Source organism: Neolewinella aquimaris, from assembly GCF_014197245.1.
Classification (GTDB): Bacteria; Bacteroidota; Bacteroidia; order Chitinophagales; family Saprospiraceae; genus Neolewinella; species Neolewinella aquimaris.
This window is the reverse complement of record NZ_JACIFF010000005.1, coordinates 304,242-316,082: the sequence shown is the minus strand read 5'-3', so window position 1 is coordinate 316,082 and position 11,841 is coordinate 304,242. Positions and strand designations below refer to the sequence as shown.

Genomic DNA, 11,841 nt, shown 5'->3' with positions numbered 1-11,841 from the left:
ATTAGGGGGTTACACCTTCGGTGCGGTAGAAGTCGTAGACGAAGTTGAAGCGGGAGTTGGTCGCCCGGATGCGGTAGGTGACGGTGATGATGACCTTCCCGGATAGGGCGATCTCGGCCGAATCGTCGGTCACCTCCACCCGCTCCACGTCGATGCGGGCCTCGTGGTAAAGGATCGCCGTACTGACCAGGTCGCGCAGCAAACCGACGAAAGCGGCGTCCATGGCCTCAAACTGGTACTCCGCCAGGTTGCAGCCGTAACGGGGTTGCAGCACCCGCTCGCCGAGGGTGGTGGAGAGCAGGATGGCGAGGCTCTGCTCGATGTCCTGCCGCCCGCTCACCAGGGCCACGCCGCCGCGACGCTCGAAGGCGGGAGGGAAGCTCCAGCCGGTGCCGAGGAAGTCTTTCTCTTGGTTCATCTTATGGCGATTTAGGTTGTGTACGTTAAGCTTTAAGGTGGGGGTCAGCCACCGATCATCACCGTCGGAGCCCCCAGTACGATGGAGCCCCCGTGGGCGGTGCTGTCGCCCATCCGGGCAGCGGGCTTGCCGCCGATCAGGACGGTTGCCGACCCCTTGATGATGGTATCGGGCGGACCGACGCAGGTGCACATATCCCCCATCACGGCGGCGGGCATCCCGGCAATCAGGACCGTAGGCGCCCCGGGCCCCAGGATCGGCCCACCTACGTGGGGAACCACCCCCGTGACGAGGGGGCAGACGTGCATGTCGGTCAGGCGAGCGGCGGGTGGCATAGTTGGGTGATTTTGCGGTTATCGATTGATTAATTGAGCATGAGCATGCTGCCCTTGACGGTGGTCGTCCCCCCACTGGAGAGTTCGGCCGCGGCCGATCCCTCGGCCTTTAGCTGGGTCTGGGCACTCAGGTTTACGTTGAGCCCCTCGACCCCCAGATCCATGCCGGCGGCGATATCGATCTTACCCGTGGGGGCCTCCATCACGATGTCCTTGGCGCTGGTGATCGTGATGCCGTCGGGGTCCAGGACGATCTTGTTCCCGTTCTGGTCCTCGATGGTGATTGCCTGGTCGGCTTCGCTCAGGACCAGCTTGTTTCCCGCCGGGGTATCTACGGTGATGATCTTCTGGTCGTCGTCGAAGGAGAGGTGCATTTCGCTCCGGCTGGTGTAGCCCTTCAGGTGATTGTCGTCGGTAGCCGGAATGGGAGCCGGATTACTACTACTGTGCAGCTGGCCGAGCACGACGGCATCCCGCGGATCCTCGTTGACGAAACCAACGATCACCTCGTCACCGATCTCCGGCCGGATCACCCAGCCGCGGTTGTTGCCCGCATCGAGGGAGGCCAGCCGCGCCCAGGTGCCATCGCCCGCCCCGTCGACCAGCGGAAGGACGACCAGAATGCGGTCCTCCCCTTCCGGATCCCCCTCCAGCTGCTTCACCGTAGCGATCTGCAAGCCCGAAACCGCTGGATTCACGCGCGCCGCGGCCGGAGCACTTACATCAAATTCCTCCGCAAACCACCGCGGCGAAAGGCCAAACTGCGCATCCACAAAGGTGGTGCCGTCGATCAATTCGTAGTTGACGCCCGTCACGAAAACCTCCCCGTTGAAGCGATCCCCCATCCCCTGCAATTCGACCACGTCCCCCGGCAAAATCACCGTGGGACTGATGAAGCGGACGCTTCCCCGAATTTTTGCCAGGCGGCTCTTGAGCAGGGTGGCGTCCGACCAGCGCTGCAGTTCGTCCTCCGCCAGAAAGCCCGCGTGGCGGATGTCGTACGAATCCAGTCCGCCGATCTCCGCGAGTTTTTCGCCGGAGATGTTTCCGTTCTCGGCAAAGGGAACGCTACTGGTCGACGCCTCGAAGAGGGCCTGGTCGGCCGGATTCCAGGCCTGGGCCGTTACGGATTTCCACTGGTGGGTAGCGTCCATTTCCGCGTCAAAGGCCAGTAGATTGCCGCCGTAACTGAGCTGGAGCACCGGGGAACCACTGATCTCCGGAGGCACGATGTTGACCTTGCCGTCCTTAACAATCACCAGCATTCCGTTGGCTTCGGCCCGGGTGAGCAGATAGTCCCAATCCGTAACGTGGTACTGCACCAGTTCGCGGTGGGTGACGGTGGTGTCGTCGACCCGGTCGGCCAGTCCGTACTCACCGAGGATGGTTTCGAACACATCGCTGTCCTTGCTGTCGGTGAAGTAGCGATTCTTGCGGCCCAGCGTCATGGCAAAGGCAGCGGACTTGCATTCGAGCTGTAGGAACGACTCCCCGCCCTCCCGCACCTTGATGCGCTGCTTGACGATCTTACCCCGGAAGATCGAGTCGTTGTCGCCGTCGTAGCCCACCTTGATTTCGAGCTCCTTACCGGGCAAAAAGGTATCGCCTTCGCTTATTGGAAAAGTGGCTGCTCCCGCGTCCCCGTCCCGGATATTGAGACGAGCGAAAGGGATGCGGTTGACGGTATTATTCACCTGCAGGGAAAGCACCTCGATCGTGGGCGGCACCGCCTGGCCGTCCGTCAGCAGGTCGAAGGTCACGGCCCCGGCAATGGAATCGTCGGGCAGGGTCTGGGCGTTATTCACGGTTCTCGGATTTTTTAATGGGTGGATAAATGAGCGCCGTCCCGACCGGGACGTTCCGGAAGCTGGTCAGGTCGTTGGCGGCGGCCACCTGGCGGTAGTATTCCCCGCCGCCGTAGATCTCGTGGGCGCGGCCGACCAGCGTTTCCTCCGCCTGGAGCAGAAAGACGTGGGTGAGGTCGGGGCTGTTCTTGTTCTCCTCCCGCACGCGTTTTTCCTCCTCCTTGTGGCCCAGAAAGGTGGCGCTGAGTTTGGCCCGCAGCGGCGTTCCGTCGCGGTCGAAGAGGGTGTAGTTGACGTCGAGGTTGGTCAGTACGCAGTCGAAGACCAGCTCCTCCCCCCAGTTCACCTTCAGGCGGTTGGGCACGTGGGTCTTGGCGTTCATGTCGTAGACCGTGGCCAGCAGTTCCCGGATCTGCTGGGGCACCGTTTTATCGACGAGGTCGGTGTGGTAGCCTTCGACCGTCTGGGTGCCGTCGAGGATGAAGTCGAGCTTCAGTTCCTTCGGTTTGGTGCCCGTATACTTCGGCGCCGTTCCCTGGTTGCCCTGCCCCTTTTTCTTCTCGTACTCGATCTTCAGGTTGAGGCTGTACGACTCGGGGTTGATGGGCAGGATGAAAATGTTGATCCGTTTCTCCTTGCTCTTGTCCTCATAAGCGAGGATGCACACCTTGACCAGTCTTCCGATGCTCATCTTTCGTTTCTTTTGTCGAGGGCTTCCAGCACCAGCTCGACGATCTTCCGGATCTGATCTTCCTCCCCGTTGTCGCCGGCACCTTCTCCGGCAGCGGGGGCATCACCGGCGTCGTCGCCGACGGTGATTTTGATGTTCAATTCGCGTACTTCGAGGGGCATAAGTGCTTGGTTTTTCGTTGCTTAGAAATAGGCGGGCGCGCGGGTGCGATGTAGGTCGGTAAAGCAAAGAGCGGCTACCGCATCCCTCCGTCAGGCATCCTGCACTTCGAAGCGGTTGTACTGCAGCTCCAGTGTCTCCAGGAAGACCTCGCCCTTCTCGGCGTTGAGCTCGTTGAACTTCCAGCTCTTGGGCCAGGCGTGGATGACCTTCCACACCACCCGCGGCGCGTGATCCTCCCCGAGCAGGGTGACTTCCAGGTCGATGGGCACCACCCGGTTGTTCTTGAAGGCATCCACGCACCACTTGGTGATGTCCGACTGGGCGTTCTTCAGCATGCCCCGCTTCAGGGTCAGCGCCGAATACTTGGCACGGCCGGGCAGCCCGTGTTCGTAGCGGTTCTCGCCGCCCTCCTTGATGGTCTCCACGTCGATGCTTGCTTCCAGGCCGGTTACGGACTGGAAGTTTGCGTCCAGGTCCGCCGCGCCGAGCCCGAAGGATACCCGGAAGTGGAAGCCCACCATGGGGTAGTATTCGGGGATCAACTTAGCTTCCATGTTGGATCTCGAGTCCTTCGTGCACGACCTCCATCGTCTCGATGGCGATCTCGTTGCCGTCCGCCTTCAGGTCCGTACTCTGCACCTTCGTGATGAAGGCGTTCTTCACCTTCCACACGACCCGCGGGGAGTGGTCTTCGCCGAGCAGTTTGATCGTAATGTCTCGGCGCTCCGGGTTCTCGAACAGGACGTTCTGCTTGTACCAGTCGAAAAACTCGTTGTCGTCCAGGAAGGTGCCGCGCTTGAAGGTCAGGTTGCTGTACTTGACCATGCCGGGCTGCTTCGTTTTGAAGTATTCCTTACTGGCGCCGTGGCGGTATTCGATGACCTCGGTCTCGACGTCCAGACCGGATACCTCCGTGAAGCCGATGTTGCTGCCGCCCCAGTCCACCTCAAAGTGAAACTTGGGTAAGGGATAATTAGCCATTATGCTGTGTTTTTAGGTTTTTGAAACTACTTGCAGAGTGCCTTGGCGGCCTTGGCCGCGTCGTAAGACTTCTTGATCGCATCGTGCCGCGCCAGTGCCCCGGCCCGCTTCTTGTCGTAGAATTGCCAGACGCACTTCTTGTGATCGACTAGTAGCTTGGTCTCCTCCAGTCGGGCGGTGATGTACTGCTGAAAGAACTCGCTCTGGAAGCCTCCGTCGCAGACGGCCGGTTGCACCAGGTCGCACTCACAGGCACGCACCTCCCGGGGATTCTTGCAGCACTCGGCCAATTCGCCCGCCGCGCCCTGCTCCATATCGTCGGTATCGGTGGGCGGGATTTCCGCCTTGATGCCCGCGCAGTACTTGCAGCAGAGCACGGCGCGCATTTCCTCCAGGTCGTACACGAGGCCGGTGAGCTTTTCGGCATCCCGCTGCCCCAGCTGACAGGACAACTCCAGTACGCAGCGGAACAGGGCAATGATGGCGACGATAGCCGTACCGATGGCCGTGATCGTCGTTTTGATCTCCTCCTCCAGATCCCGGATGCACTTCACCAGCGTAGCCCCGTCGCCGGCCAGCACTTCACTGCCGATGCCGTCGATGGCGTCGATGAGACTGCGGACGTCGGCTCGCAGTGCTTCCGTATCCTCGCACAGGCACTTCAGCACCTTCACGATCAGCGTAAGCGCCTCCAGGCTCAGATTCAGGTTCTTGCCTACGTTACCTGCGTGGGTGACGAGCGTTCCCAGGTAGTCGTATACGTCGCTGATGCGGACGTAAGTAGCGGTCACCTGAACGCAGTAGCCCCGGAGGTCGTCGTAGTATTGTTTGGCCAGATCGTGTTCTTTCTTGGCCTTGGTGGCGGCTTTGGCGAAATTATCGAAGGCCGCTTTTGCGGTGATCAGCGCTTTCTCCAGCCCGTCGATGTAGTCTTGGGAAAGCCCGGATTTCATATTCATACCCATGATAAGGAGAGGTTGGAAGGGTTAGCAGGACGGGGCGTCCTGGGTGTTAAATTTGTTTCCTCCACCGTTGTCGTCGCCGCAGCCGGCGGTGGTATCGAAGGTGGATACGGCGGTTTCGCAGAGGTAGCGCAGGCGGTCTTTGGTGGCATCGTAGTCCAGTTGAGCGCAGTCCTGGTCCACGATCTCTTCCAGGTCGGTCTTCAGCTCCACGAGGCAGTCGTAAGTGAGCTTGGTGGTCTGTCGGGTGTACAGGGCCGTACTGAGGCCGGTGATTTCGGTCGCCAGGGCCGCTTCCTGATCCGCCATCTTGGTGTCCAGCGCCTTCGCCTGGGCGAGCACGTCGGCGGCCAGGGCATCGGCGTCGGTCTTCAGCTTGTTGGTCATGTCCTTCAGACTGGTGACGTTGGTGGATGCCTGAATACCGGCGTACTTGATGCCCATCTCGAAGAGGGCATCGGCGTTTCCATTGACTGTGGTCACGCTCTCCCGGATCGCGGTGATCTCGTTGTTGAAGCGCTCGAGTCCGCCGACCCCGTCCACTTTGGGCAGGCCCTTATCGATGGCCTTGCACTGCTCGGAGTTGCAGGAATCCTTGCGGGCCGCTTCGAGCTTACAGGCCAGGGCGTGCACTTTGCCCATCCCCGCCTTAACGGCCTTAATGGCCTCCAGGGCGGTGTTCAGTTTGCCCCCCAGTGCCTTGTCCTTATCGATGTAACCCGTTACGTTCACCGTGACCCCGGCGGCGTGGGCAGCCAGCGTGGTGGAGATACACGCCTGAATGCCCCGGTACTCGCTCCGGATCTTCTGGGCGTCCTCGAGGCGGCACACCCGTAGCTGGGTTCCTATTTTCCCCTCGTCGTAGCCGAGGCTGCCGACGGTCGCGGCGCCGGCGGCCCGTTCCAGATCGGCTTCGAGCGGGTTCTCCAGGTAGTCGTTGAACCACTTCTGGCAGAGGGTCTGGGTGTCGTCGTCCCCGCCGGGGCCGTCGCCGCCGTTACCGACCGGCACTTGCGGATCGTTCATATCGTTGGCCATTGTTCTTTGTGTTTTTTGATGAATGAGTTAGTTGGCCCGCCACGGACCGAAAGTCAGGCGATGCACCTAGCTCTCCTGCATCTTGTGGCTAAAGCGCAGGATGATGAATTCCGCCGGCCGCACGACGGCCAGTCCGATCTCTACGATCATGCGACCTTCCAGGATGTCCAGGGCGGTCATGGTGGTACCGAGGCCCACGCGAACGAAGAAGGCGTCTTCCGGCACGGCACCGGCCAGCGCACCGGCCCGCCACTGCAGGGTGAGGAAGTTCTCGATCATCCCCCGCACCCGCACCCACGTATTCGCGTCGTTGGGCTCGAATACGAACTGCTCACTGGCCTTCTTGATGGACTCTTCGGCCATGTTGAAGAAGCGGCGAACGGGTACGTAGCGCCACTCGTTGTCGTTCCCCGCCAGCGTCCGCGAACCCCAGATCAGGGCGGGACTCCGACCGGCAAAGGCCCGGATGGCATTGATCGATTTTCCGCCGGTCACGTCTACGTTCAGGCTCTCCTGATCCTGTTTGCTGATTTTGATGGTCGGCCGGATCGCGAGGTCGATGGTTTCGTTGGCCGGTGCCTTCCACACCCCGCGGGTCTCGTCGACGCGGGCGTACACTCCGACGACGGCCGCGGATACGGGCAGCGTAAGGTCGATCTGGTTGATCGCGGCTTTGGCCTGGTTGTACTGGGCATTGGAAGTCGTAGGTAAGGTGTCCATCGCAGCGTCGGTACCGTCGATGGTCACGGTCACGGCGGTTTCGTCGTAGGCATAATCCAGGATGGTGTCGACCATCGGATAGTACACGGCACCGTACTTGAGCTGGTCCACTGTCCCGGCCAGGGTATTCCGCAGGGTATCGATGTTATTGGCCGTGGGGTCCGCCGGGTCAAGCCAGACGTCCATAACGGTGAAGCGATCCTGCAGGTCGGCGCACTGGTCGAGGGCGGCCTTGTGGAGGGCGTAGTAGTCGGCCGCGCTGGACAGATTGGTACTGTCGGGAAAGACGAGTAGGGTTACTTCGTCCACCTTTGCTACCTCATTGAGGCCGGCCTGCAGGGTGGCGAAGTCCACCACTCCGGCCCCGTTGGCGTAAGAGTCCACCGCCGTGATGTAGCAGGGACCTCCGCCGTTGTCGAAGAAGGCCTGTAGGGAGTAATACATCAGGTAGTTCGAGCGGTCGGTAATGCTGGCCAGAACCTCTTCCGGGGTGACCGAAGTATTGATGTTGACCGTGATGCCGGCCTCCGGCACGGCAAAGCCGTAGTAGAGCTCGTACTCCTTTAGTGAGGTAATGCGGTAAGGGACGTTGAACAGGTCACCGTCCTCACGTCGTTTGGCCTTTTCCGTGTAGCCGATAAAGGCCGGAATCGCCGTCTCTACCGCAGCGACGGAGGGCGGGAAGATGGAGATTTCCTCCACGTATACGCCGGGGGTTTTATAGGTACTTGCCATTGTGCTGAACTTGCGTTTGTTTGGATGATAGATTCATGGTGGTGCCGGGCACCGGTCGGTTGCGGACGGAGTAGGAGGTCTAGTGGTGAGCTTGATGAGTCAAGCCCCCTTTAGGTGTTTTTGCGGCGATGCGGCATCCGGTTGCCGGATGACAACCTTACAGATTGAGTACTCCGAGATACACTTCGGAATACACTTTCCCGTCGGGCTCCGGCTGGAGCGAGCGGGGTTCCGGACTGGGCAGGACATTAGGGCCGTTGCCCCCGGGTAGGGTCACTTGGGAACCAAAGCGGGTGAGCGGTCTGGGTGAGCGGGCGACGAGTCGGTTACGTAAATCAACGCTGAAGTCAGCGTTCGCGGTGAGGGTCTGGGTCGGATGAGCGACGTAGCGCCAGTAGGTCGATCGGTTCGGTATGCGGATCTCATAAGTCGGGTACTCCGTTTCCCCCAGGGCATTCAGGCGCAGCCGGCCGTCGGCTTCGAGGAGCCGTAAGCCGGGGTCGACGGCCGGATGGCCGATGGACACCACGCCCCACGCCCGGGGATCGTATAGTGTGTTGTCCAGAAGGATGCGGTGAGTAGTTGCGTAGTCGGTGTCGCTGGTAACCACCAGGTCGTACCAGGCAGGAGTCGAAGCGTCGGAAAGGTCGAGGGAAACCCGATCCTGGCCCGGCGTAAGCGTAAAATTTTGTGGCGGCAGCGCGGGCGTACCCCCCAAATCGTTCAGTTCGACGGTAAGCGAGGTAGGAGTGATTCCGATTTCCGGAGTCAGGGTATAGCTGAACTTGACGGGTAGTAGAACCCGGTCAGCATCCGTAGCTTCTCCCCTTACCATGGTTTCTTCTGCCCAGCTGGCCGGGTCGGTCACGGGTACGGTCGCGTCCGGCACGTCCTGAATGGCCCGGTACCGGACACCGGCTTCTTCGATAACTTCCCCGGAGGCGTAGTACCGTCGTTGCCGCGCAATGGCGGGCACCGCCAGGCTCAACGGAGCGGCGGGCACGGCCGCCGACCAGTCGGGGCGTTGGTTGCTGAAGTAGAAGATCGCCGGCAGGTTGGGCCGCATTCGCTGGTTCGTTACGTTGGTCCACTCCGCTCCGTCCCGAGGGTAGATGCCGAAATTCCAGGCCAGTCCGGGGGAAGGCGGAGTAGCGGGCAGGCGTCCGCCGGCGGGTGCCGGATCCGTAGCTATGCCCACGAAGAATCCCGTGCGGTCCGCCACCGCTTTCATACGGTGTCCGGCCAGTGTTCGTGCCGTCTCCCCCATCGGCCGTATGTCTACCGCGGTTCGCAGATCGTGCTGACTCAGAATAGTCGCAATGTCCGTTGCATCCGCCACCGGGTCCAGATCGTTGAAAACGATTGTATCACCCAGATTGAGGTAGTAGTCGTGCCGGAGCTGGCAGCGGAACAGGCGGGTATAGGTGATGCGGTAGGCCACGGGATCAGCGGATGGTTTCGTTACTGGATATTTCCTCGATCAGGTGACCGGCCTCCTCGGCGGCGCTGTCTTCCAGTTGTACCAGGTACACCCGGTAGAGGGCACTCGGCAACTGCTTTCCTCCCAGCGCGCCCCAGAGGTGGTTGAGCTGCTCGAAGGTCATGGTGTAGAGGTTGAAGGACAATTCCGCCATCCCTCCGGTCAGAGCTCCAATACTGCCCGGCGCGGGGGTGCGGAACACCCGGTTGCCCTGGAAGAATTCAATCACCAGGCTCAGGATCCGCAGGGCCTTATCGTAGTTGTTGGTGAAGTTGGCCGAGAACAGCAGATAGAGGTTCAGGCTCACCGGCGCGTTGCGGTATTCCATGGTACCGGTAAGGCCGTTAGCGCGCACCGTACGGGCATTTTTGAGGGATCGCTCCTCTTCGATGTTCACCAGACTGATGATGAGCTTGTCATCGAGGTTAGCCCCCGGCTGCTCGATCGCCGAGACGTTTCCCAGCGCTACCTCCACTACTCCGGCAACGCCACCAAGGCGCTGGAACAGGTAAGTGTTTAGCGATTGCTCAACTAAGCGGAGAGATTCGAGTAGCATAGGTTTTAGAGGATGAGTGATTCAGAACGCTATAAACAAAGCAAGCGGGCCACAACCCTGAATATATGCATGATAACACGTAAATGCAATTATTATACCCTTTAGTTAGGCCTCGCATGGAGTAAGTTGCTGATCGATGGTATTCGTCGCCGGATGTTCATCCGTAGCCCGAACCCATGGTTCCCGATTGCCCCTAACCCACATCCGTCAATGGCAATCGGGTGCATTTCGTTACGTATCCACAAAAAATTAATTTGCCCCCCTGTGCTTGCCTACACAATGAGCCCACTCCCAAGCCGACTGCGGCAGGGACATCATTCGCCCGGACTGTACCTCCGGAACCTATCCACCAAAGTAAATTGCGTTGCCTAAGGGCACACCCATTAATATAGACCCGGACAGAGGGCAAAATCCGCAGCAAACAATTGCTATCGGCGCCTCCAATCTTTTCTACACCCTGAACCAGCCTACGCCAAAGTTCCTATCCCCGGCTCACAAACCGGTAATCTTTCGACATTCCCTGACTATCGTGTTCCAGCGCAAGTTGCCGCAGTTCGAAGTGATCGAAAAAGGTATCCCAACTGATCTCCCGCAACTTATTATCGTTCCGATTTTCCGGCCAGATGATTGCTAGTGGACGGCTGTCGTTCGCGGTGGTCGCTTCTTCGATGACGCCGGGTACGCCGTTGTGCTTGTTGGTCCAGGTCTTGATGGCTTCGTGGTCGGTGGTCATGGGTTGGTGGGTTGTTGAGGGTTTGGATTGGTGAGTTGTTGGGTTAACGTGGGGATGAGACCCATAGGTTCACTATCACTTTGAGGGATATCAGTTAAGAACGCTTTCCCGAAAAAACGCTGCACCCGCGCCCCCGCCCCCCTTGACGCCTTTAATACCTAATACTGCCCCCAAGGCCAAAACTCAACAACCCACCAATTCACCAACCCACCACCTACTACTACCGATCATACCCAAACCGCTTCAGCCACTGCTCGTCATCCCGCCAGTCCTCCCGAATTTTCACGTGGGTTTCCAGAAACACGCGGCGGCCGAGGAAGTCTTCCATCCGCTTGCGGGCGTTGGTGCCGAGCTTTTTGATGCTGCTGCCGCCCTTGCCGATGAGGATGGGCTTCTGGGTCTTGCGACTCACATAGATCACGGCGCTGATGCGGGCCAGTTCCTTACCGTCGTTGGTTTCAGTTTCCTCGAAGGTTTCGATCTCAATCTCTACGCTATAGGGGATTTCCTGGTGGTACTGCTCCAGGATCTGCTCGCGCAGAATCTCGGCCACGAAGAAGCGCTCGGATCGGTCGGTCAGCTGGTCTTCGGGGTAATAGACGGGGCCTTCGGGTAGAGCTCCCTTAATGGCGTCAAGCAAGTCGTCAATGCCCAGGCCGTCTTTAGCGGAGATGCCAAAAATGCGCTGCGGCTTCACCCACTTTTTGAACTGCCGCTCGAGGGTGTCAATACGAGCTTCATCCGCCAGATCGACCTTGTTGAATACCAAAAACAGCGGGGTATCCATCCTTCTCACCTTGGTCACCAGCAGGTCGTCTTCGGCGTATTCTTCCTGCGGGTCTACGAGGTAGAGCATGACGTCGGCGTCCTCGAAGGCGGAATTGACGTAGCTGTTCATCTTCTCCTGCATCTTGTAGCTGGCCTCCTCGATGTAGCCGGGCGTATCGCTGAAGACGATTTGGTAGTCGGGGTCGGTCAGGATGCCAATGATGCGGTGACGCGTCGTCTGGGGCTTGGCGGTGATGATGCTCATGCGCTCGCCGACCAGGGCGTTCATGAGGGTCGATTTTCCGGCATTGGGCCGACCGATGATGTTTACAAATCCACTTTTGTGCATGCGGCAAAGGTACGGGCGGGGACGCAGGAGCGGAGTATTTGGAAAGCAGCGGAGGCTTGGAGCGGCCGAGCAGCGGATGAGGAGGCGAAGTGAACTTTTACCTCCCCT

The 11,841-nt window shown here is 59.7% G+C and carries 14 protein-coding genes; all 14 read right to left on the bottom strand.

Annotated features, from left to right (window positions below):
* Window position 1: 1 nt before the first annotated feature.
* The 14 genes from GGR28_RS11510 to era all read right to left on the bottom strand — a co-directional run bounded on the left by GGR28_RS11510 (window position 2) and on the right by era (window position 11,733).
* A complete protein-coding gene (locus tag GGR28_RS11510; protein WP_183495932.1) occupies window positions 2-418 on the bottom strand; it encodes a GPW/gp25 family protein in 417 nt (138 codons plus the stop codon).
* Window positions 419-462: 44 nt separating this feature from the next.
* Window positions 463-753: a PAAR domain-containing protein gene (locus tag GGR28_RS11505; protein ID WP_183495931.1), complete on the bottom strand. Its 291-nt coding sequence runs from the start codon at window positions 751-753 to the stop codon at window positions 463-465.
* Window positions 754-782: 29 nt separating this feature from the next.
* On the bottom strand, window positions 783-2,558 hold the full coding sequence (gene vgrG / locus GGR28_RS11500) for a type VI secretion system tip protein VgrG (RefSeq protein ID WP_183495930.1): 1,776 nt from the start codon (window positions 2,556-2,558) through the stop codon (window positions 783-785).
* Complete coding sequence (locus GGR28_RS11495) at window positions 2,551-3,249, bottom strand: CIS tube protein (protein ID WP_183495929.1); 699 nt, start codon at window positions 3,247-3,249, stop codon at window positions 2,551-2,553. Before GGR28_RS11495 ends, vgrG begins: the two co-directional genes overlap by 8 nt.
* A complete protein-coding gene (locus tag GGR28_RS11490) occupies window positions 3,246-3,410 on the bottom strand; it encodes a DUF5908 family protein (RefSeq protein WP_183495928.1) in 165 nt (54 codons plus the stop codon). Before GGR28_RS11490 ends, GGR28_RS11495 begins: the two co-directional genes overlap by 4 nt.
* Window positions 3,411-3,500: 90 nt before the next feature.
* Window positions 3,501-3,965, bottom strand: a complete 465-nt coding sequence (locus GGR28_RS11485; RefSeq protein ID WP_221233871.1) for a phage tail protein — start codon at window positions 3,963-3,965, stop codon at window positions 3,501-3,503.
* Window positions 3,955-4,392 carry a phage tail protein gene (locus GGR28_RS11480; protein WP_183495927.1) on the bottom strand — a complete coding sequence of 146 codons (438 nt, stop codon included), beginning with the start codon at window positions 4,390-4,392 and terminating at the stop codon, window positions 3,955-3,957. Before GGR28_RS11480 ends, GGR28_RS11485 begins: the two co-directional genes overlap by 11 nt.
* A 26-nt stretch (window positions 4,393-4,418) precedes the next feature.
* Window positions 4,419-5,351 carry a hypothetical protein gene (locus GGR28_RS11475; protein WP_183495926.1) on the bottom strand — a complete coding sequence of 311 codons (933 nt, stop codon included), beginning with the start codon at window positions 5,349-5,351 and terminating at the stop codon, window positions 4,419-4,421.
* Window positions 5,352-5,378: 27 nt separating this feature from the next.
* Complete coding sequence (locus GGR28_RS11470; RefSeq protein ID WP_183495925.1) at window positions 5,379-6,392, bottom strand: hypothetical protein; 1,014 nt, start codon at window positions 6,390-6,392, stop codon at window positions 5,379-5,381.
* A gap of 66 nt (window positions 6,393-6,458) precedes the next feature.
* Entirely contained in the window at window positions 6,459-7,847 is a 1,389-nt protein-coding gene (locus GGR28_RS11465; protein ID WP_183495924.1) for a phage tail sheath family protein, read from the bottom strand.
* A 157-nt stretch (window positions 7,848-8,004) separates the two neighbouring features.
* Window positions 8,005-9,288 (bottom strand): hypothetical protein, encoded by a 1,284-nt coding sequence (locus GGR28_RS11460; protein WP_183495923.1) that lies wholly within the window; start codon window positions 9,286-9,288, stop codon window positions 8,005-8,007.
* A 4-nt stretch (window positions 9,289-9,292) separates the two neighbouring features.
* Window positions 9,293-9,883 carry a DUF4255 domain-containing protein gene (locus GGR28_RS11455; RefSeq protein WP_183495922.1) on the bottom strand — a complete coding sequence of 197 codons (591 nt, stop codon included), beginning with the start codon at window positions 9,881-9,883 and terminating at the stop codon, window positions 9,293-9,295.
* A 481-nt stretch (window positions 9,884-10,364) separates the two neighbouring features.
* On the bottom strand, window positions 10,365-10,616 hold the full coding sequence (locus GGR28_RS11450) for a hypothetical protein (RefSeq protein ID WP_183495921.1): 252 nt from the start codon (window positions 10,614-10,616) through the stop codon (window positions 10,365-10,367).
* A gap of 220 nt (window positions 10,617-10,836) precedes the next feature.
* Window positions 10,837-11,733 (bottom strand): GTPase Era, encoded by an 897-nt coding sequence (gene era, locus GGR28_RS11445; RefSeq protein WP_183495920.1) that lies wholly within the window; start codon window positions 11,731-11,733, stop codon window positions 10,837-10,839.
* Between the last annotated feature and the right edge of the window lie 108 nt (window positions 11,734-11,841).

Coding starts and splice junctions, on each gene's coding strand:
- GGR28_RS11510 (WP_183495932.1), bottom strand. CDS start 418: ATGAACCAAGAGAAAGACTTCCTCGGCACCGGCTGGAGCTTCCCTCCC.
- GGR28_RS11480 (WP_183495927.1), bottom strand. CDS start 4,392: ATGGCTAATTATCCCTTACCCAAGTTTCACTTTGAGGTGGACTGGGGC.
- era (WP_183495920.1), bottom strand. CDS start 11,733: ATGCACAAAAGTGGATTTGTAAACATCATCGGTCGGCCCAATGCCGGA.
- GGR28_RS11450 (WP_183495921.1), bottom strand. CDS start 10,616: ATGACCACCGACCACGAAGCCATCAAGACCTGGACCAACAAGCACAAC.
- GGR28_RS11475 (WP_183495926.1), bottom strand. CDS start 5,351: ATGAATATGAAATCCGGGCTTTCCCAAGACTACATCGACGGGCTGGAG.
- GGR28_RS11505 (WP_183495931.1), bottom strand. CDS start 753: ATGCCACCCGCCGCTCGCCTGACCGACATGCACGTCTGCCCCCTCGTC.
- GGR28_RS11470 (WP_183495925.1), bottom strand. CDS start 6,392: ATGGCCAACGATATGAACGATCCGCAAGTGCCGGTCGGTAACGGCGGC.
- GGR28_RS11465 (WP_183495924.1), bottom strand. CDS start 7,847: ATGGCAAGTACCTATAAAACCCCCGGCGTATACGTGGAGGAAATCTCC.
- GGR28_RS11495 (WP_183495929.1), bottom strand. CDS start 3,249: ATGAGCATCGGAAGACTGGTCAAGGTGTGCATCCTCGCTTATGAGGAC.
- GGR28_RS11455 (WP_183495922.1), bottom strand. CDS start 9,883: ATGCTACTCGAATCTCTCCGCTTAGTTGAGCAATCGCTAAACACTTAC.
- GGR28_RS11485 (WP_221233871.1), bottom strand. CDS start 3,965: ATGGAAGCTAAGTTGATCCCCGAATACTACCCCATGGTGGGCTTCCAC.
- GGR28_RS11490 (WP_183495928.1), bottom strand. CDS start 3,410: ATGCCCCTCGAAGTACGCGAATTGAACATCAAAATCACCGTCGGCGAC.